The 22428-nt window shown below is 36.5% G+C and carries 13 protein-coding genes and 1 pseudogene; 9 read left to right on the plus strand and 5 right to left on the minus strand.

Going from position 1 to position 22428, the window contains the following annotated elements; translation table 11 throughout:
• A pseudogene (locus tag FXW07_RS11355) lies at positions 1-267 on the plus strand (ISNCY family transposase); the annotation flags it as partial.
• Positions 268-1058: 791 nt separating this feature from the next.
• Here FXW07_RS11355 and FXW07_RS11360 read toward each other — a convergent pair.
• The 3 genes from FXW07_RS11360 to FXW07_RS11370 all read right to left on the minus strand — a co-directional run bounded on the left by FXW07_RS11360 (position 1059) and on the right by FXW07_RS11370 (position 6759).
• Entirely contained in the window at positions 1059-2231 is a 1173-nt protein-coding gene (locus FXW07_RS11360; protein ID WP_229395537.1) for a glycosyltransferase family 4 protein, read from the minus strand.
• Positions 2228-3283 carry a glycosyltransferase gene (locus tag FXW07_RS11365; RefSeq protein WP_229395538.1) on the minus strand — a complete coding sequence of 352 codons (1056 nt, stop codon included), beginning with the start codon at positions 3281-3283 and terminating at the stop codon, positions 2228-2230. The genes FXW07_RS11360 and FXW07_RS11365 overlap by 4 nt, the downstream gene beginning before the upstream one ends.
• A 188-nt stretch (positions 3284-3471) precedes the next feature.
• Entirely contained in the window at positions 3472-6759 is a 3288-nt protein-coding gene (locus tag FXW07_RS11370; RefSeq protein WP_229395539.1) for a methyltransferase domain-containing protein, read from the minus strand.
• 504 nt (positions 6760-7263) lie between these two features.
• Between FXW07_RS11370 and FXW07_RS11375 the strand changes: the two genes are divergently transcribed.
• Complete coding sequence (locus FXW07_RS11375) at positions 7264-7413, plus strand: hypothetical protein (RefSeq protein ID WP_229395540.1); 150 nt, start codon at positions 7264-7266, stop codon at positions 7411-7413.
• Positions 7414-8617: 1204 nt separating this feature from the next.
• Positions 8618-10846, plus strand: coding sequence for an amino acid permease (locus FXW07_RS11380; protein WP_229395541.1), 2229 nt, complete (start codon positions 8618-8620; stop codon positions 10844-10846).
• A gap of 257 nt (positions 10847-11103) precedes the next feature.
• Here FXW07_RS11380 and FXW07_RS11385 read toward each other — a convergent pair whose 3' ends face one another.
• Positions 11104-12897, minus strand: coding sequence for a PKD domain-containing protein (locus FXW07_RS11385; protein ID WP_229395542.1), 1794 nt, complete (start codon positions 12895-12897; stop codon positions 11104-11106).
• A gap of 304 nt (positions 12898-13201) precedes the next feature.
• On the minus strand, positions 13202-13606 hold the full coding sequence (locus tag FXW07_RS11390) for a hypothetical protein (RefSeq protein WP_048122542.1): 405 nt from the start codon (positions 13604-13606) through the stop codon (positions 13202-13204).
• Between the two features lie 1149 nt (positions 13607-14755).
• Here FXW07_RS11390 and FXW07_RS11395 point away from each other — a divergent pair.
• From FXW07_RS11395 to FXW07_RS11420, 6 genes are all read left to right on the plus strand, one after another.
• The gene (locus tag FXW07_RS11395; protein ID WP_048157619.1) at positions 14756-15016 is read left to right on the plus strand and encodes a hypothetical protein; all 261 of its coding nucleotides are present in this window, start codon (positions 14756-14758) and stop codon (positions 15014-15016) included.
• A gap of 1286 nt (positions 15017-16302) precedes the next feature.
• Positions 16303-17172: a transglutaminase-like domain-containing protein gene (locus FXW07_RS11400; RefSeq protein WP_229395543.1), complete on the plus strand. Its 870-nt coding sequence runs from the start codon at positions 16303-16305 to the stop codon at positions 17170-17172.
• 267 nt (positions 17173-17439) lie between these two features.
• On the plus strand, positions 17440-17865 hold the full coding sequence (locus FXW07_RS11405; RefSeq protein WP_229395544.1) for a hypothetical protein: 426 nt from the start codon (positions 17440-17442) through the stop codon (positions 17863-17865).
• Between the two features lie 733 nt (positions 17866-18598).
• A complete protein-coding gene (gene gvpA / locus FXW07_RS11410) occupies positions 18599-18829 on the plus strand; it encodes a gas vesicle structural protein GvpA (protein WP_048122675.1) in 231 nt (76 codons plus the stop codon).
• A gap of 122 nt (positions 18830-18951) precedes the next feature.
• Positions 18952-20061 carry a transposase gene (locus FXW07_RS11415; RefSeq protein ID WP_229394441.1) on the plus strand — a complete coding sequence of 370 codons (1110 nt, stop codon included), beginning with the start codon at positions 18952-18954 and terminating at the stop codon, positions 20059-20061.
• A gap of 275 nt (positions 20062-20336) precedes the next feature.
• Positions 20337-22412: an amylo-alpha-1,6-glucosidase gene (locus FXW07_RS11420; RefSeq protein WP_229395545.1), complete on the plus strand. Its 2076-nt coding sequence runs from the start codon at positions 20337-20339 to the stop codon at positions 22410-22412.
• The last annotated feature ends 16 nt before the right edge of the window (positions 22413-22428 follow it).

Here is a 22428-nt window from a genome sequence, read left to right on the forward strand (position 1 = left end):
TTGGTTCAAAAACGATTGTGGATGATCAATAAACACTGGATAAATCTTACTTTTTTCCATTATCTTCCTGGAGCGACGGCGACAAATAATCCTATTGAAAGTTATTATTCAAAAAGTCTAAAAACGGATAACAAGAAGCAGTTCAGGACTGATAAAGGAATTGAGAATCAGATCAAACTTGCTCAAATGAGAAGATTAAATTTGCTCAAGAAACCACAAAAGTCATTTCTGGAATTGTTCAGATTATTTACTCCATTTAAGCTTTAGTAAAAGATATTTTTGAGAGCTGAGTTAAGGATTAAGTAGCGGAGCGTATCGATTTTAGTCAAAAAATTCAGTGAAACAATTAACGGAGTAAAATAATTCTTTGGCATTCCTGCCAAAGAAATCATTTCTCAAGGATTATTACAGTTTATTTGAGCAGTTAGCAGAGAAAAGTGAAGTTTTAAGGACGGAAAAAATGAGAAATCACTAAATTATGAAACTGAGTCCATAACTTTTAATACTTATAAAATTTTATTTTCTTTTTATTTGTTATACTCTTCTATTTTATCTAACAGTGCTTTCGAATCTTTTGTAGACCTTAATGGTATAACTTATTTAATAGAAAAAGCGTAATTTTCTGCTGAATTAGTAAGTTCTCATTGGTGTTTTTGGTTAATGCAAGTAGTTCCAGTGCCAAGACAAACTAAATTTCTTTTAAATAAGCAAAAGGAAAAATTCTCATGAACATTTTCTCAATTATAGAGACTTTTTAACATCTTCTGAGATCCTCAAATTTGATAGTGATTCTGCTGACAGTGACAGCTATTATTCAAAAACCAGAAAATAATGAAAAGTCTCTAAAATATACAGAACTTTATGTCATAGCATATGAAAATGGATTGACATTACAAGATGCGGTCTTGAATTGAAAATCATCTTAATCCATAGGAAATGGCGAAGATAAAGGCTCTTCGTTGTGTGTGGAATTATCATAATGTACTCATAAAAACCAATGCGGTCTTGAATTGAAAATCATCTTATCCATAGGAAATGACGAAGAGCCTATAAATTGATCAATTTTCATCATCAATTTTCTGCAATATTGAAATATACTCATTTTCTATATTTTCCCATGAATAATTTTGCAAAACGAACTCCATCCCATTTTTACCCATAGCATTCCTCATTTCATCGCTTGCCAGGAGAAGGTCCAGGCACGCCTTAAATTCCTCATAGTTTTCATAGTACAGGCCGGCATTGCCTCTGATACACTGACCTTTTAACACGTCACACTTCCCATTTACAAGTACAGGAGTTTTACAGAGCCAGGATTCCAGCAGGACCATGGACAAACTTTCGTACTTTGAGGGCATTACTAATAGTTTTGCCGCTTTGATTCCTTCAAACTTGTCCTGCTCAGAGACAAAACCTAAGGAAAGGATATCAGGATTTTGAGGGATCTCCATAGTTTGTTTTCCCAGCAATACAAGTTTAACAGAAGATTCCTTTTCCTTTTTATATCGAAGAAAATACTCAAATAGTTCATGGCAACCTTTAGACTCGTCTACTCTGCCGACAAAGATAATGAAATTATCCAGGTTATATTTTCGGGCAAACAAAGCTGCAGTAGTTCTATCCGGAATATCTATACCTACACCCACAACATCAGAAGGTATATTAGAAACTCTGAATTTTGAAGTGACAAAATTCTTCTCTTCTTCGGTATTAAAAATAAACCGGCTGGGGGATTTGAAGAGCGAATCAAATATCGACAAATAGATAGGAGGTTCGTCATGTGCCGTAGGAACAAGCAGAGCTTTTTCTTTCACCTGTGGGAGGCCGAAAAAGGTAGTACAGTAAAGATAGGTAAAAAAGATAAAGCAAGTATAATCATCTTTAGCATTTTTTATATAATTTAAAAGATGGGTTGAGTACGGGCCCTGCATTTTCATCCATTTAATTTCATCTTCGTAGGTGTGAGTATCCCCAAAAATTTTCTCCGAGAATTTATTAAATGCCAGTAAATCTCTTTCATAATCAACACGAAATCTCCTGACCCGCACTCCATTTAAGGTTTCGATCCCTGCAGGGTATTCATTCTTCCAGGTTGTGTAATCTACCGCACAGGTAGTTAACACTTCTACCTTAAAGTATTTTGACAAATGTTCAGCAACGAGCCTGCAGTGGAATTCGGCACCTCCGTTAACTTCCAGGCCATATCGCTGGACGACTAAGGCGATTTTCATTCGATCACCTTTTGAATATACTCTTTTAGTAAATTTTCCATAGTCGGTCTTTCAAAATATTTTAGTCTTTCTCTTTGTTTCCGGATGATTTTATTTCTGAAAACTTCATCCTGTACTACAAGATTAATCATTTCTGCAATCTCATCACTTTTAAGTTTGTTAATCAGAATTCCCGAGTTTCCGAGAGTATCCGGGATTGCAGTACAATTATAAGCAAGAATAGGCGTGTCAAAGTACATGCTCTCAACAAGAGGAACACAAAAGGTTTCCCATTCGCTCACGCACAGGAACACATCAGCCAGTTTATAGTAAGAAATTAGATCATCCATTGAGACTTTTCCAGGGATATAAACGTCTTTTAACTTTAGCTTCCGAATGATCTCCTGCAATTGATCAAGATAACTTTCGCAACCTTCATAATTCCCTATCAAAAACAAACGCGATTTTGGATTTATAAGCTTATAATATGAGAAAATTTTGAGAATAAGATGCTGATTCTTTTGAGGAATAATTCTTCCAACAAAAAGAAGATTCACGTAATCATCATCAAATCTCGACAAGATACTTTTATTCGGACTCTTATTGTAAATATTGAGGTCCAGTAAAAGTGGAAAAATCTCAGTATTTTTAAATCCCAGGCTATTCAACTCTAGCTGGGTATATCGAGAATTTGCCAGTGCCAGGTTTGTTATCTCTGGGTATGAATTGAGCTCTTCTCTTCCCCATGCCAGTAAATACTGGATGTAATTATTTATTCCATAAAGATATTTTTCGGGCACAATCCCATGAAACCTTATTATTTTCTTGTCTGGCAACGTTCTTACATAATGAGATACGTTGGAGCCTATTGAGAAATGAAATATTAACACGTTGTCTTTTGAAGAGACTTTGTTATATTCAAGATGTCTTTTAGCATCCATTTCGGGGTGGATATTTTCAGCGTATATATTTGAGTTATAACCCCATTTTCTAAGAGTTTTGTTAATCTCAATAACCTCATTGCCTATTGCATCACCAGGACTAAAGGTTGGCAATATTTGATGAATTTCCATATTCAAGCCTCTTCAAGAAACCGTACATATTTTTCAACAATCCGGTCCCAGTTAAAATCCACATCTACATATTTCTTCCCATTTATAGCCGTTTTTCTTCTTAAATGAGGTTCTGTAAGTAATAATTAATGCATCCTTCAAATTCCTCATATGAGTGAGAAGCCGCTAAATCTTCAGTTTAGCGGTGTTCACTTTTTCCCGATTATTGCATAATCCTGGGCCCCATATAAGGCTTCGTTTATCATGTCTATGTTCTGGTTAGAGATCTCAATCATTGATTTATTCTGGTCCGTGTCCTCGAGATTCGGAAGCTTTTTCAATTTCATATCAGGAGGTATAGGGGATGAAAATTTCGTTTCGATATCACGGAAACCTGCGGTACTAACCAAAAATTTTAGAGTTTCCGGATGCACAGGTTTTACGTGGGAGAGGTCTACATAAAAGTTCGCGAAAGAGAACAAGGAGAGAGGGTTAACGGTCTCGAGAATTATGTAAAAACCGTATTTCATTTTTTTATTGCAAAGGTTCAACATATTAACAAGATACCTGGGATTGAGGTGTTCAACCACCTGACTTATGAAAATTCCATCGAGGCTTTTATCCTTGATTTCTTCAAGAGCTTTTATGGCATCTTTTAGTTCGACATTTAGACCCTTAGATTTACAGAAGTTTATCATATCCTCATCGACATCAATTCCTCTAGCGTTGATGTTTTGCTGTTTTGCCAGTTCCAGAAACTCTCCCCGTCCACACCCAATGTCAAGCACATTGGTGCAATTCTCAAAATAGCCTATAAAGTTTTTATGATGCTGCAGAATATTTTCTCTTGAACCGCGGAACTTTTCTTCAAACACATAATAGTTAAGCTGAGGGTCAGTGTTTCCAGAGGCAGTAACCGGAGTATTAGTGTTTCCAGAGGCAGTAATCTGGGTGTTAGCCTTTCCGGATGAATTATTCTGAGCGTTAGCCTTTCCGAAGGAATTATTCTGGGCATTAGTTCTTCCAGAAGAATTAATCTGGGCATTAGTCTTTCCAGGGGCATTTGTCTGGGTGTTAGCCTTTCCAGAGGTATCTGTTTCCTGGTTTCCGAGTCCTTTCTGTATTTTGGACTCAAGTACTCTGTTAAGCCAGGCTTTGTTTTCAAGGTCCAGATTAACAGTAGAAACTATAGATTCGACTTCTTTCTTTATACTGTCGACAACTTCAGATTTTAACTTTTCAGTTTCACTGCTTAATTGCTCAACTTTGGATTTTAGTAGTTTGTTTTCGTCCTCAAGTTGTTCAATTTCTAATTTTAACTTCTCTACTTTATTAGAGCAGGAGTCTGCTGTTTCCTTTGCATCACTGAGAACTCCGGCAAGGTTATAATTAAGTTGGCTTTGCTTCTGGAATACGGGATCGACATAACGTCTGATTTCTCCATGCACTAATTTTCTACCTTTTATCAAAAATGTGCCAAAAAATGGACGATGAGAACTGATAGAATAGTTGTCGTTACGAATATCATAATCCGAATTAATTACTTCGGATTCCTGGGGACATCTTACATTTGAGGAGGCCTCTGAAAATACATGTTCTACTTCTTCGATATTTTTGGGATCGTCTTTTTCTTTTCTTTCCCTTATGTTCTCACGAATTTTTTCCATAATCTCTTCAACATTGATTTCATCGTCTTTAATCTCGAACGTATTCACTTTTGATTCCTCTGACCTGCATTCATCCGGGTTTTGCTCAACTTTTGCACTAATGTTAAGTAAAGGCTTATTAGTAATTTCCTGAAGCCAGAAACAGCCTTCTTGCACGAGGTCAATTTGCAACTTATATTCCCCATGCTCTTGAGGAGCGACGATATCTACTTGAAGATCCTGCTGTTCATTAGGATTTAAAGCAGGTAGTATTTCAGTCCTGAGTCCGTCAAAAACTTCATACGTACCGTCAGTTTTCAGCCAGTGATACGAGATATTCACAGGACAAGGAGGTAGAGATACAAGCCGCTCTTTTCCGTTATTCTTAAGAGTTATATGCAACTTGAATTTTTTATTTGAAAAAGTGTTAATTGAATCTTTTTCCGACAGAGCTTCTATATTTACTCCATTGCGGTCAAGTTTTCTGGGAGATAATAATTGAACAATCCTGTCCCTGTCCAGATCTTCAAAAGAGCTTACAGCAAGGATAGTTCTGGCATTATTGTACTCTTCCGAACTAAAAGAGTGAGTGAGCGAGCCTGCTAAATCTTGAGAATCGTTTACCCATGTAAGTATATGTGAAAAATATTTATTTAAATTAAGAAACAGGCTTTGAGGAGTTTGCTCATTGATATGTCTCAGATCTTCATAAAACGTCCTGGGATTTTCAGGAATATAAAGTCCGATTGACTTTGCGATTTTTCGCTTTTCCTCGTAAGTATATTGGTAGTACAACTTATTGGGATAAATGTACGTAATAAATAAACCGTCTTCTTTAAGGAGTTCTGCGATTTTTAGAATAACTAATTCAAGTTTATCTTTTGGAACGCGCTCAATCAGATCTGTTGCAATAATTCGATCATATTTTTTATTAAACTTATGATTTAAAAAATTGTCTTGAATAAATTCCAGATTCTTCATCGAGGTATTGGCTAAATATTTGGCTTTAGCTGTCTTAATCGCTGAAGAAGAGTCGTCAATTCCGGTTACATGAGCTCCGGACTTTGATAAGGTATAGGAGATCTCCCCTCGGCCACAACCCACCTCCAGTATATTCATGTCTTTATTCGGGTTAGCAAGACAGGATATGGAAATTAAACGAGAATCTTCAAATTCTCTGCCCTTATACCTTTTATAAGAATCAATAATATCTTCTAAATTTGAATTTTCCTTGCTCAGGCCTTCTACAAACATATGCTTAGCCGAGCTTTTGGTTTTAATCAGCAGTTCACCTGCATAGGAAGGTATTGTTACAGCAAATTCGATAAAATCTTTATATTTATTTAGAAAATACGTTGCACTCAATAAATTTTCATCAGACTTGAAATAACCGTCAACAAGAATCCATTTACTTTTTTCCAGTGCAAGTTTTAAATCATGGAATATACCGTCTCCGTCCTGATGATCATCAATATGAATAAGGTCATAGAAATCTCCAGGTAATGTAGTCATTGACTGACTATTGGCCAGCAAAAATTCTGCCTTGTAATTTTGTGTGATTCTTTTGGCCCAGTTACCTTCCCCTTTGTTTTCTCCAAAAGTTTCCGAATCGTTGTCTATCCCCAAATAAGTTGCATTTTCTGAAGCCTTAAGAAAAGTTATCGCACTATAACCGTACCGGACCCCAATTTCCAGTATAGACGTTGGACGGATCATTTTTGCAATTGCATATTTCATGCGATAATAATCAATCCACTCATTGAATAGATCTGATAATTTATCCCCAGGAAATGCATAATTCCTGAAATCGTAGTTAGTACGGTTATAAGTAGAGATTAACTCATCCAGCATACTCCGTTCTCCACAAAGCAATTTATTAACACAAGCGATTAACAGTTTATATGATTATTTTTCATAATAAGTACTGGTGTCATGGCAAGTTAATTATTGGGCATAATCCTTGGTACATTCTCATCAGAATACAACGATTCAAAGTTTACTAGATGATCAATAACTAAGTTTTCTTGACACTAGTGGACTAACAATTAGTTAGACTAACAATTAGTGGACTAACAATTAGTGGACTAAATTAGTGGGTTAAATTAGTGGACTAAATTAGGGGGCTAACAATTTGATTTAGTTTGGATATATTATAAGTGAATAATAGTAGACTAACAATTTGATTTAGTTTGGATATTTTATAAGTGAATAATAGTAGAATAATAATTTGATTTAGATTGAATATTTCATATAAGTAATAGTTGAATAATAATTTGATTCTTTTAATACATCACACTTTCCATTTTAGTTCAAGAAAGCATTCTTAAAAATTTCAATATAAAGAGACCTATAGGAATGCCTGTTAATAAGCCTTCCAAAGTAACAGATGATGCAATGTATGATACAGCTAAAATTAATAAATATAACAGGGAAAGAAGGATAAAGTCCAATATGGCAGTAAATAAAAAAATTGGAAGATACAGTACAGATTTAATCTCCTTTTAGACACAGTTATCGTTGAAAAACCACATATACCAAAGGCCATTTGGACGAAATAAATGAAGGGGTTGAAAAATCAAGAAAACAAACATGATATTCTTTGAATAATATATACAACCAATGAAAATGCTTGCGGGTGGCTGCATTTTTATGTTAAATTCGTTTTAGAGTTTAGTGAAAATTTCGTATAAGTCGGGTTAAAATATAAGAATCCTGTTAATTAGTAGTAAACATTATTTATATATTTATTTATTGTCGTTTAAAGCTACTCCTCGTATCTCTAATAATTCAGATAATCTATTCAAAGCATATTTTTTTTCGTTTATCGTAATCTGTAATTTGTTAATCTCGGCTTCTAATTGCGCGATCTCGATTTTTAACTGTAGTATCTGCTCTTTAATAAGATCATTACTTTGCATTATATCGCCCAATAACTATGCATTAACCCCTTAATTCAATAATATTGGTTATGTAAACGCTATTATAAATCGATCCTATGTATAAAATCAATACTATATATAGATCAATGTTATGTATAAATCAATGTGTTTTAACTTTTTGATATTCACTTTATCATACTGCACCGATGTTAACAAACTCTCATTATCCGTTTCTCTGCCTGGGGTTGCTGCAATTCAAAAGTCTTTTTAGTTAATATACTCACAGATAGAACTCTCTGACCAGAAACTGAAACACTTACTCATTAATTTTCAGATTTTCCTATACTGTTCTCTTTATTCCCTTATTCCTTTTAATACCACTTTTAGCAAATGCTAACCGCAGGCTAAGAAATATACCTCCCGACGGATAGATATATGTACTATTCGAAAACAAAATTCACTAAAATATGAGTTGAAATGCATTAATCAAGAGCAGGATACATTATTTTTTAAAATAATCAAAAAGAAAGCTTAATTAAGAAGACACATTGAAGCCGTTTAGCTAAAAAATACATTGAAGCCGTTTAGCTAAAAAGACATTGGAGCCGTTCAACTAAAAAGACATTGGAGCCGTACTGCAGAAGAAATCACTTGCTTTGAAGTTATTCCATTCAAAAGGCAGATCCAGTGCAACAGGATTGAAAAACCTGCTGCATGCCTGACGTATGATGTGAAATGTACGTTCAGTATTGTCAAAGTAAAGGTAATACAAAGATTTAAATAAGATGGATTTACCGTTTTGAAATCCCTGTGACATACGGAGTAAAAAAATGGCATCAGTTGAAACGACTGAAAGGTTGGGATGTAGCCTTGGCTTTTTCTCAACTTTTGCAATCGGCACCGGCACTATGATTGGAGCCGGGATATTCGTTCTTCCGGGAATTGCGTTAGCAGATGCAGGTTCTGGAGCAATACTCTCTTTTTTGCTTGGTGGGCTTATTTCAATAGCCACAGCCATCAGCATGTCAGAACTGGCAACCGGCATGCCTCTGGCAGGCGGCAGCTACTACTATATCAGCAGGACGATGGGAGCTGCGCTTGGTGCAGTAATCGGCCTTGGTTCCTGGCTGGCCTTAATCTTCAAAGGCACATTTGCACTCATCGGGCTTGCAGAATACGCTCAGATCTTCTATCCCCTGCCCATATATGTCGTAGCAGCTGCAACCGGCATGATCTTGTTAGTGATTAACTACCGTGGGGCAAAAAGTAGCGGTTCACTGCAGAACTTTATTGTGGTCTTTTTGCTGGTAATTCTGGCTCTCTTCATAGCCCGAGTATCTTTTATGGTTAATCCAGCTAACTTTTCACCTGCAACATCTCATGGTATAACCTCGACAATCACAACAGCAGGAGTTATTTTTATATCCTATCTCGGGCTCGCAGAAGCTGCCGCAGTATCCGAGGAAGTAAAAAACCCATCAAAGAACCTGCCCCTGGCATTTATTGCTTCAGCCGTTGTAGTAACCATCTTCTACGTTGGCATAATGGCTGTAGTTGTAGGGTTCCCTAACCTTCAAGGAGCCGAGAAATCGATTACTCCCCTGGCCGATATTGCAGGTCTGATAGCAGGAGAATCCGGGAGAATAGCAATAGCCCTGGGTGCGCTGCTTGCTACACTTTCCACAGCCAATGGCGCTATATTATCGTCTTCCAGGTTTCCTTTTGCCATGAGCAGGGATGCACTTATGCCTGAATGGTTTGTCCTTATCCATCAAAAATTTGAAACTCCCCATAACGCTATACTTGTAACAGGAATATTAATGGTCTTGCTTTTATTCCTGTTCGACATAGAGGAGCTTGCAAGACTGGGTGGAGCTTTCAATATTTTGATATTTATCCTGTTAAATATGGCAGTGATAATCCTCAGAAAAAGAAACCTGCCAGGATACGAACCCACTTTTCGCGACCCGTTTTTCCCCTATACACAAATCTTCGGGATAGTTGGGAGCATAGTACTGCTTCCCATGCTTGGTGGGTTACCTCTTCTTTTCACCGTAATGATGATTTTTGCTGGAATTGGCTGGTACTCGTTCTATGGAAGGGGTAAAGCCATTCCAGAGTATAACTTATTCGACCTGCTGGAGAATACTGTCGAAAAAAAGGAAATAAAACCTGTTCCTCTGGTTAAAGTTCTCGTACCGATCTCCAACCCGAAACATGAGAGTGCTCTTTTGAAACTTGCAGATTTTATGGGAAGCGAGATAATTTGTCTCCATGTTATCGAGGTTCCGGATCAAACAAACTTAAAATTAGCTCAGGAAGCCTACCATGAGAAAAAAATAGCAATGGACTGCCATTTCAAAGAAGAATTTGAGAGTTATCCTGCAATTCTCGGGCATAAAAGAGAATATATTGCTGCATTTGACCACAGCATATCAAACTCAATTCTGGAGCAGGCTGAAATTGAGCATGCAGATATGATTATTATGGGATGGCACGAGCCAAAGAGATTCGAGTACTCACATGGAGTTACAAACCAGGTTCTCCTGTCCTCAAAAAGACCAATCGCGTTATTAAAGGGACAGCTGCCTGACAGCATCAACAAAATCCTAGTAGGGTATAATGGTAAAGAAAACTCGGTCTATGGTCTCTATCTCGCAGAAAAACTGGCTGTAAACACAGGCGCTGGAATAGAAATTATCAGTATCATTAGCCCGGATGAAGTCCAGGAAAACAGGCAGAAAATTACTGATGAACTCGAGAGCCTCGTTGAGAAAATAACTTCCATACCTGTTAATTATAAAATACTGGAGAAATATTCCATAGAAGATGCTCTACTGGAGGCCTCAAACAACAACGACCTGATAATCATTGGCGACTCAAGTGAAAGATTTAAGATTTCTTTACTTGGGAATCTATCACAGAGGATTGCCAGACATTCTAAGAAACCTATAGTGATAGTCAAGAAATCAAAACCGATCTCAAAAGAAAGTTTTAATTATCTGGTTAAAAAGCACGCCCACAGAATATATGCAAGTCTCAGGGAAAAAAGGTCGTAATAAACTCAGATAAATCAAACAAGCAATTTTGATTTAAATGAATTCAGTTCATATCCTGCCTCAGAAGGTGAAATAAACCGACGAAATTGTTTTGATAGCAAAATAAAAGTTTCAGTTGAAATAAAAGTCTTTTGAAACTTTTTATTATTTTCTGGTTTTTTGAAAGATGGCAGCCAACTGTCATCGGAATCAATGTTAAATTTTGAAGGCCCCAGAAAATATTAAAAAGTCTCTTGTTTTTCAATTCAGGGTTTTATTCATTCTTGAGAGTATATTCCCGGTCTTGTATTTGTTGTCACTTTTATGAAATTTGTCTTCGTTATAGTACTGCTGCCTGCAGAATTGCTTACAGTAAGTGTAATCTTATAGTTTCCTTCCTGTAAATACTGATGCTTTGGATTCTTTTCTCTTGAAGTTGCTCCATCTCCAAAACTCCATTTCCACTTAGTGGGGTTTCCTGAACTCTTGTCAGTAAAGGCAACTGTTAATGGTGCTTTTCCTGAGGTAGGAGATGCAGAGAGTGAAGCCGCAGGTTTTGAGAATACTATTATGTAATTTTTCTTTGTTACCGTGCTACTGCCGGCGGCATTTGCTGCTGTTAAAGCCACCGTATAATTACCTGCTTTGGAATACTTATGGATTGGATTCTGTTTGGTTGAAGTTGCTCCGTCTCCAAACGTCCATTTCCATTTAGTAGGTTTTCCTTTGCTGGTGTCAGTAAAGGCGACATTTATTGGTGCTTTTCCTGAGGTAGGTTTCGCAGAAAAGCTTGCTACAGGAAGGGTACTTATCCAAGTATTTGTTACCTCGTTAGAAGTTATTTTAGTCTCTTGGCTGTTTATAAAGCTTGCTACAATAGTATCAGTACCTGCAGTCTTTCCAGTGTATGAAAATGTTGCCGTACCGTTTGCATCTGTTGTTGCTGTACTGCTTTTCCCTTTATTGGGGCCGTCAGTTATCTCAAATGTAACGGTCGTCCCTATAACAGGATTTCCAGAGTTGTCCTGGACTGTTGCGGTAAGTTTGTGCGTAGCTCCCACGTAGGTAGTAGCACTCAATGGTGAGAGAACAATTCCTTCTCCAACTACTGCTCCGGTAGACTTAAAGTCAAAATATCCAAAGAAAATATTATCATCCGTAGAGGGGTTTTGTGTATAAACAGAGATTTTTGTATCACCTTGAGAGACAAATGGGAGGAGGTTGTACAGTTCATCATCTGAGCGTGGGTCTGTAGGTGTTGCATTAGGATCGGAGGGGTTATCATTACTGTCACCTATACCCCCTACCGTCAGAAGTGCACCATTTCCATGGTCTCCATCATCTTCCCCACCAGCAGAGGTTGTCAGACGCTTATTATTAACATCAATTAAGCTGTACTGATCCCCTCCATATTCCTGGTAACCAAATGAAATTCCAAGACCCATGTCAATAGCCAGTTTTGGATCGGTTAAATCGATAGGTTGAGCCGTTTTAATGTTGAATGTGTCACCTTCAGTAGCTTGAGCTCCAAAGAGTAATACTATCGTGTTGTCGGTTTTCTGGTTAGGGTCATCAAAAATCACTGCTAGAATTTCTCCATCATCGTCATATGTTTTCGTCTCTGTTATGTCTAGATTAACTAGCCCTGCCGGAGCCGAGTCAACAATTGGTTTTACGATAGATGTTACGTCTGCCCAATAGCTATACGAACTAATAGCACTGGGAGTCTTATCTGTCCAGCTAACATCCTGATTGTTGATTTTGACATCTCCATCGACAAGAGTATCACCACCAAAACCAGTAGAAGCAGCTATTAAATATGCTTCTTTTACTGTTGCACCTTGCGGTTTTTGTACTTGAATGGTCCCGGTATCAGATAATGTACCGAGTCCATCTACAGATAAGCTAATTTTACCTGTTTCTGTTACAGTTGGAGTAATTGCCCCTGTTATTGTTACTTGTTTGTTGAGACCTTGGGCAGTCCCAGGATCTGCGCTTACTGTATCACTTACCAATAGTATTAGAAAGAGTACTCCAATAAATGTTAATATTTTTGTATTTATCTTTTTCATAAATTATCCCCTATTGAAATTTATGATTTTACAGAAAAATTGACACACTACCGTTAAACCCACATTCTGCAGTATTTTTTGAGAATCAATACTATTATGATAACATTTTTGGAACAGATTCAAGTAATTTGGACATTTTATAAAATTTGGTGAAAATTGAATGATATTGTTTTTGGTCTCGAATACACCACATAGTTGCTTTATCTCCTGCTAAAAGTCTAAAAAAATGTACGTTAAATTAAAAACAGATAGCATGAAGATCTATGAAATACGAGATTTTACTGCGGAAGGTGGATGTATGGGATTATTTAGTATTTACTACTAATCCGACGATCTTGTTTCCACAGTACCAGACCTTAACCTGGAAGATGTCAGGGTTAGCAAATGCCTGTTGTACAGAGGTTTCAATATTTACGGATGGACTGGGTAAATATCTCCAATCATTACCTGCATAGAGCCACAAAGCTCTGGTGTTGGAGGAAGGATAAGCCTTCAATTCAAGCCAGTACTTGGTTGCTATGTTGCTGGTCACAGCTGCTGTATCGACTGGAGAGTCTGATACTGAGACTGGGACTGAGGTCGGGGCTGTTTTCATACTGCTGGTTATCGGAACTATTCCTTGATTATCAGCAGCACTCAAAACCGATGGAATCGCTGCCAGGATTAAACACGCCATTAAACCTGCTATTATAAGCCGATTTTTTAACATATATTCACCTCATTTTGTTCCCTACTATTATATTTTTCATACTCACCATGTTTTGTAATTTTGAAGTTCTTTCTTGAGAATCTTCGGGTACCAAGAAAGAAATTTACAAAGATAAACCTCGAAAAAGAGGTCAACTATTTTGCAACATATGGTAAACATCTATATCGCGTCCTTCTATATGATACTTTTGGCGAACTATATATTTATGCAATTAAGTGCCAAAATCAAGTATTATAGCTTCAGTTTAGAACTCCATATTTAACAGTCATTTTATACTTGTGACCGCAGGATCATCCTTGCTGACGTGCCTTTATTAAGCCTGCACGAGTGCGTTCTACAATCAATTTTCTTACTATTTGTGCCAAACTTGAAAAGTCGATAATGATTAAGAGACGGCTTTGCTAAAACATGTTTCCTATATTATATGGCAATTTATCAATTTTCAGGATCACTCTAATTTTAAATAACGGCAAGTTTTCATTAATGACAAATAACAACGCCTAATTATTAGATGAAATTATATATTAAAATTCAAATAACTTATAAAATTGGATAATTTGTAACATTAAACTGAAAACTGGGTAGTAATTTTTCAGAAATTCGGGCACATGTTGACCTTAAAAATAGTACTTTACCTATAAGATCTAAGTGCTTAAAACATAAAATTAAGTACAGTAAAAACTACGGCTTAAATATACGTCTTAACCATTTAACAGATATATTAGCCCCAAAACCAGTTCTACCCTCACCCTATAAGATTTTCAAGACAATATTTCAGAATCATAAACTACATTGCTTATTTATGGTAGGCTTGACTAATGCTGTCGTTTTTCGGTTAAATTCATAAGTTAGGTCTCACTTGCGAGATCAAGTTTAATTTTAAAACACGTTTAAGGCTCACAAAAACTGAGTTTTGAATCTGCAAAATTGGAAGTTTTTAAAAGGGAAAATGCTTTCTGCCTTTCGATTCCACCTCAATAGTTTGGATTTTTAGTTAGAAAGTCGAGCTATATATAGAAGGTCAATATAAGAGTAATATAACATTATAAGCAAAAGCTTATAAAAATAATTAAATTTGATAATTAATAGCTTTTGTTTTTTTAAGTGCACAGTCCAAATGGGCAATGCACATTTGATAGGGGGAGCACTATGTCAGTTAAAATCGAATGGCAAATTTTTAAAGCCGAAACCCGGAGCGATGGTACGTGGAGCTCGAACAGTCCTGCCCTTGCAGAGCTGCTCAACGCCATAGCAAGCCCGGACAAAATAAAGGAACCTGCTCTAGATATTGAAGATGCTATGGCTCATCTGGCTATCAAAGGATTGCCATATTTTAAAATAACTGAAATAAATTCAGGGAATAACAGAGAGAATAACAGCATCAATAAGTCCTCAATGGCCATATGTTAGCATGAACTTGCAGGTAAAAACCAGTGAAAACAAGTAATTTGTATCCGGTCAAAACACAATCTGAAAGAAATGTATTATTTTCATTGCATTTTATAAATCTTTAGTATGGGAAAAATAGAACATTATAATCTTTATATTAAATATAATATTTTTATTTTATTTTATTTTATTTTATTTTATTTTATTATAGTTAATTGTACAATATCTGTTTTACATATTCTGGTTTTTCGTAATTCTATGTCTATGCTGTTTGAGTGAAAGACACATGAGAGACAAGTGAGCTTCAGCCAGGTTTTATACAAAATCCTTTTAAAATAATTTTCTATATTTAAATGGGGGATAAACACCGTATAAAACTAATTCCGAACTACCGAAAACGAGTGGGGAAAAACTGCCGGAGCACGGACAGGATATTTCTAGGAAACGTTCAACAGCGCCTGGGAAGGATATAAAGACCTTCCGAAAGATGGGTCGGTAATACAATAGAAGAGACTGACCACAAGGTTGCCTGGATCACGGTGAGGAAATATATGAAAAGAATTCTAAAAGAAACTGGGTAAAAAATAGATTTTTGATTTTTGAGACTCTGCCAGTTTATTTTTTAAATTTCTTAAAGTTTTTGGGATTTATCAGCAAGGCAACCAGCTTGAAGATAGCTGTGATGCTCTCCGTGAAAAGGGTAGCAAGAACGTTCCTACCCGCAAGATAACCAGTTTGGAGATAACTGTAGTGATACTTAATATTTAAAGGCCTGAAAATTGAGGCAACATTTTAGGGATAGAGAAAAATCAGGGCAACTTTACACTTTAAATATTTGGACAATGTATATATTATAGGGGGAAGGGTGTAAAAATGAATATACTATCCTTTGTAATAAACACTAAATGCAAATACTGTACTTCATGTCCACATTTCCAGAAAGGAGGCAAATATTGCGAAGGATTGGACTACTGTAAATGCGGGATATTTTTGAAAAGGAAAAGAGAAAGCTAAACTTTTAGAGAAAGCTAAACTTTTTCGGTTTTCGCTGTTGAAGTACTTGTCATTAGTCTTTATACTAGAATCTCAAACATTTTAAGTTTAAAGAGCTTGTAGCGCATAAGTTCGGACTTATAAGTATTTACAATCTATAATTTAGAAGTTTATACTTCAAGGCTTTTTCAAAAAATTAAATAGCTTACAAATTTATACTTTGCAGGTTTATAGCTACAAAATCTGCATTATAAATTAATACCTTCTTTGCACTGCATTTAATTTCAATTATATTTATCCAGGAAGTCGACAGAGTGATCAGGACGAACTATTTTAAAGTTTTAAGTCTGCTTCTTCTTTTTGCATTTACTTCCGGATGTATATATCCTGACGCTACCGATAATATTCCTGTTGCAGGTCTAAACTCCGAAGATCTGGCAAAGGATTTACAGAATTTAACACCTAACGGAACGAATAACCCTTTGTATGATGAGACAGGATTGGAAGACCAGAATAAGACCGAAAAGAATGAGAGCACTGGATACCTGGTCGATTCGGCGTCTTCTGAAATACCAGAGGTTCCTACTTATCATGAAGAAAAAACAAACGTCGTCTATCCCAGAGAATACAGGCTATTGTCCGTGAATCTCCAGAGAGGTATTGGGTCAGAAAATGAAAAAATCGAATCCGAAGTTTTCAATATAACTGGAAAGACATCAGGATACAATATTAAAGACGCCTGTGATGTTTTTGATTACGTGAACAAGCACTGGAAGTATCGTTCTGAAATAAAAGGCGAGTTTTTCTTTGATGCCTCTCAGACTATAAAAGAAGGTTATAAAGGAGACTGTGACGACTATTCCATAGTTATGTCTGCCCTTTTAAAAAATATGGGGTTCAATACAAGAGTCGTTACTGCAACAAACGAGAGCTACGGACATGCCTATCCTGAACTTTACATCGGAGACGACAAGGAAACTGCGTCTGAAATCCTCAGGTATTTACAGGGCAGATATTACTATGCTGAAAATATCTGGTACTCAGGAAGAGAACTTAAAGATGGGAAGCTTCAGTACTGGCTGAATTTTGACTGGAGTGGGTCAAATGGATACAGACATCCTGGAGGCATCTATTTTAAAGGAACAGAGGTAATTTATTACCCCAATGGACTAATCGAGTTATGAAATCGGAGAGATGCGAGGATTCCCAAAAAGAACCCTTTCTTAATATGTAAAAATTCATTTTTTCTTGCAACAGCTTAGAAAACAAACAAAAACGGGGAAAAAGTGTGTTCACTTCTTTTTCGTTTACAAAATCAAGTCTTAAAACTAAGTTTTTCTGATTAACTTTATATTCGTGTACCTCTACCCCTTTTAGGAAAGAATAATCAGGTCTGATAAAGCAACTCAGGTCTGATTATTTGAAAAAAGATTGTTAAGAGGGGGAATTTTATGGAAGTGAGCAATTACAGTGAACTCATAAGAGGAGATAGGGTACGGGCGAATACACCTCCTGAGATTAACCAGGCAATAGATACAGAGATAGCTGCAATGGTCAGGTTTTATGCAAGCAAAACCGACTATGAAATAGGCAAAAGGATTGAAGAACTTGATAAGGAATGGGATATAGGACGCATAATGGAAATTCGCGCATCTACAGTTTCTTTAATTGGAATAATACTTGGCTTGAAAAGAAGCAAAATATGGCTTATTTTGCCCACAATGGCTTCAACCTTCCTGCTCATGTACGCTGTGCAGGGCTGGTGCCCTCCTGTATCTATACTAAGAAGATTTGGCTTTCGTACGAGACAAGAAATAGATCTGGAAAAATATGCACTTAAAGCTTTACGCGGAGATTCTGAAAAAATTGCACTTTAGGAGAGCAATTAAACAGCGCAAGTTTGAGAATTGAATCTTAATAAAGAGCTGGTCCCAAAACTCAAAATTGCTTCTCTGAATATCATATTCTGGATTATCAATTGAGTTCCAGACTCTGAATAATAATTTTGAAACTCTTTCTGATGTGGAAATAAAATTGGTTTTGGGATGAGCTCAAAAACAATTACCGATGTTGTTTAGTCCAAGCTGACCACTTGCGAAAATTAAACGCTGTGAACGTCACATAAATAATTATTTATAAGTGTAGAGTTATAAGTTACATGTTGGGAATTACCACCTAAGTTTTAATATTTCATAAAACATAGAAAACGATTTTATACAATTTGAAAAAAATGTTATTTTTGAAATAAAATTTGTATAATAATTTAGAATATTTTTTTGAATAAAGCTAGTATGAAATTTAGAGTATTTTTTCAAATAATATTTGCATATTTATTTAATCTGTTTTTTAAAACAAAATATATTACATACTAAAGTATATAAAGAAGAGCAACTATAGTAAGGTATACCGTTATGGATTKAMWYAMTKRMWAWYGAAGCAARAKTTGTWGTMGCATYTRKWGACAYKWKMYTKYATCTTACTGSAKWWKWTGATATAYAAAAAKSKAAWTTTGMGTRCAAKWKAKGMMAAASYATGTMRCTTSCATCAGMGATGAAATCTTCGCTCTAACTAACAAATGCTAAAAATTAGAGTATSGAWRGTGAGTAAATAATGGTATCACAGAGTCCAGACAGTTCCAGTCTAGCAGAAGTGCTTGACAGRATTCTCGATAAAGGCATAGTTGTTGACACATGGGCAAGAGTCTCACTTGTYGGCATTGAAATACTGGCTATTGAAGCAAGAGTTGTTGTCGCATCTGTTGACACTTTCCTGCACTATGCAGAAGAGATTACAAAAATCGAAATTGCTGCAAGAGAGGAAAAACCAGTAATTGCAGCATAATTTCTAGAGGCTCTCAAATTAGAATTTTGACTTAAAAACTTATTCTTTTTTCCACTAACTCTGATAGCACTTGTCTCTGTTTGGTAGTGGCAACTTAAAACAATACCTTCTATGTCTTTCTCATGTCAAAAAACAGTATGTTATACAAAGGAGTCCTCTTCGAGGACTCCTTCGATAATTATTTGAGCAGAGAAAGTACTTCAATTTGCCAATTCCTGTACTTTCTTTGCATTGACGATATTGCAAAGCACGTCGAACGTACTTTTTACACCAACAAAAGTTGGCACTTTAAGTACAGTGTTTCTTCTATGATAAAACTGTTTGTTGTTAAGTGTTTCAGGCAACTCTCATATGATAAAACCATTTCTTCCTTAACAGAAGAAGAAGCTATCCTGCTTTCTTTTTATGATGAAAATGGCCAGATTAAACTTCCTTCAGGTGGAACCCTTCATCATTTTGTGAAGTATAGACTTGGAGAAAAAGGAGTCAATGAGATAATGATGCTTATAGGTGAGAAAATTCTCAAACTTTCTCAGGAAAAGGAAGCAAAAATTGATTCCACTCCACTTGAAGCTTCAAGATACGACAAACATGCTGATTATAATCCTCATTATGAATGCAAAATGGATAAGGCACATATTACAATGGTTGGAACTTATCCAATTTTCATGACTCATACAAAAGGACTTTCTGGTGACTCTCCAGAACTCATCGACCATATTGAAGCTCTAAAGAACATGAACGCTAATCTGGAATTTTATTCTGCTGACGGAGGTTATGATTCATTCCTCAATCATTCTGATATTTGGTATCATCTAAACGCAAAACCGATTATTTCCTACGCTTCAAATGCAGTAATCAATCAAGAAGGTGAAGAGGAACGAATCGATCACTGGGTGAATAAAAAGTGGAAACTCGGTGGAGATATTCACGCACCAATGGAAAACAAACTCAGATTTCTATATGAAATTGGAAGGAAAGAACAGGTAGGAATGTACCTAAGAAACCAAAATATTAGAGATGAGACTTTTGATGATCAGTATAAAAAGAGAGCTGAATGTGAAAAGATACATGGACATATTAAAGGTACAGTAAAGTTCGATATCAGAAGAGTGAGAAATCAGAGTAGAAAACTCTACTCTCTATTGAGTTTCATAGCATATCAACTACTGGTGTTGACAGAGATGCAAAATAAAGTTGAGGATAAGAATTCGTTTGGGAGATACTTTTAAAAAAGTGAGTATCAAATTAGATTTGAGATTTTAAAAGCTAATTTGAGATTCTCAAAATACTCATATAGATATAAATCCAAGTATAAATATTAGTGTAACTGTAAATAGAATATAGATATATATGTATAAATATAAATATTACTTAATATATAAATTTTAAAATATATACAAGCGAGATGGCTGAAAAACATACAAAAAAGAGCCAATAGCTCCGGATAAGCTTGTTTTTTTCTAAACGTATAGCTATTTAATAAATCAATCCTAATTAAATATACATGAGTGGGATCAGGCTTGGGGTGGATTGTCTTTCAACATACGAAGAAGGAATAAAAAGAGAGTGGATTATAGGAAACGGACTTGGAGGATATGCTTCCTCTACCGTTATCGGGGCAGGCACAAGGACTTACCACGGGCTGCTTGTGGCTGCTCCAGAAAACTCACCAGGAAGGTTTGTACTGCTTTCTTCTCTTGATGAGGAAATCTCTACTGATGAAGTAATTTATAAACTTTCTGTCCATAAATTTACAGATACTGTTTCTCCCACGGGCTTCAATTGTCTTTCCGAATACATTCAAAACCCATTTCCGCTCTGGGTTTACCAGCCTGGCGATTTTACAGTGAAGAAAAAAGTCTTCATGGTCCATAACAGTAACACGACCTGTATTCTCTATGATATCGAATCCAGAACAGAAGAAGCTTTACTGAAAATATTTCCGTTGATAAACTCAAGAGACTTCCATTACACTGCTCGCTCAGGATACCTTTCTTTTTCTCAGAAAGCTTATCCAGAGGGAGTAGATCTGGAGAGTTCCAATGGTTTTACCTTCTCTCTTTCATCCAACCTTGAATATCATTCTGATCCCAGGTGGTACTATAACCTGGAGTATGATGCTGAAAAGCAAAGAGGGCTTAACTATCAGGAAGATAATTTCAGTCCTGGCTATTTCGAAAGCAAGCTCAAACCTGGAACTTCTCGTTTCTTTATCTTTGCTTCAACAGACGAAATTCCTCCTCTTAACCTCAGAAAAGTTGATGAACTCTATAAAAGGGCAGTAAACCGACAGAACCTCCTTATTCTCAATTCCAGGCTTACAGATCCTTTTGCTCTTAAACTTCTCAGGGCGACGGACACTTTTACAGTGAAGAATCCTATTTCAGGTGAAAATACTATAATTGCAGGATATCACTGGTACTCTGACTGGGGAAGGGATACCATGATCTCTCTGACTGGCCTGTACCTAATTCCTTATCGTCATGAAGAGGCAAGGTCCGTTCTCATGAATTTTGCTAAATATTGCAGGAAAGGCTTAATTCCCAACACTTTTCCGTTTTTTGGAGGAGAGCCAGTATATAATACGGTAGACGCTTCTCTCTGGTTTATCCATGCTGTTAGCCGCTATTTTGCATATACGGGCAACTTTCTTTTCCTCGCAGATATCTGGGACACTATAGAGGCTATCATAGAAAACTACCGTAAGGGTACGAACTTTGGAATCTGCATGGATTCTGATCATCTTATTCAACAGGGGCCTCAATTAACCTGGATGGACGCTAAAATTGGAGAGCGGGCAGTAACTCCAAGAGCAGGTAAATCCTGTGAAATCAATGCCCTCTGGTACAATGCCTTGAAAATTGCTTCCAGCCTGGGTACTATTCTTGGAAAAGAGGTCTTTTTATATGAGATGCTTGCAGATGGCGTTGCCTCAAATTTTGAGAACACTTTCTGGAACCCGGAAACTAACTGTCTCTTTGACCTTGTATGTAAGGATGAAGCTGGAAACGAGGTTAAGGACCCTGCAATTCGCCCCAATCAAATCTTCGCAGTATCTCTTCCTAACACCATGCTCCCTCCTGATAAAGAAAAAGCGATTGTGGACAGAGTTGAAAAAGACCTTTTAACACCCTTTGGGCTTAGAAGCCTTTCGAGTGATCATCCTTTATACAAAGGACAGTATCACGGGGATGCATTCACCCGAGATACAGCCTATCATAACGGGACAGCCTGGCCCTGGCTCCTTGGCGCTTATGTGAGAGCTTACCGGAAGGTTCACAATTATTCCAAAAAGAGTCTGGAAGATATGAGGGCTCTTCTGGAGGGCTTTGATACGCATCTCGAAACTGCAGGTTTTGGCACTATTTCCGAAGTTTTTAATGGTGATTATCCTCACTCTCCAGGCGGGTGCATAGCTCAGGCCTGGAGCGTTGCAGAAATTTTTAGAGCATATGTAGAGGATGTGCTTGAGGTCAGGCCACTCTTAAGCACAATATCCCCGGTAGTCTTAAGCACAATATCCCAGGAAATGGATATGATGAGCTTCTCATCTGTGAAGATAAATGAGAAAACAACATAAGCTGAAGGGGAATAAT

This window comes from Methanosarcina sp. DH1 (assembly GCF_020804205.1).
Taxonomy (GTDB): Archaea; Halobacteriota; Methanosarcinia; order Methanosarcinales; family Methanosarcinaceae; genus Methanosarcina; species Methanosarcina vacuolata.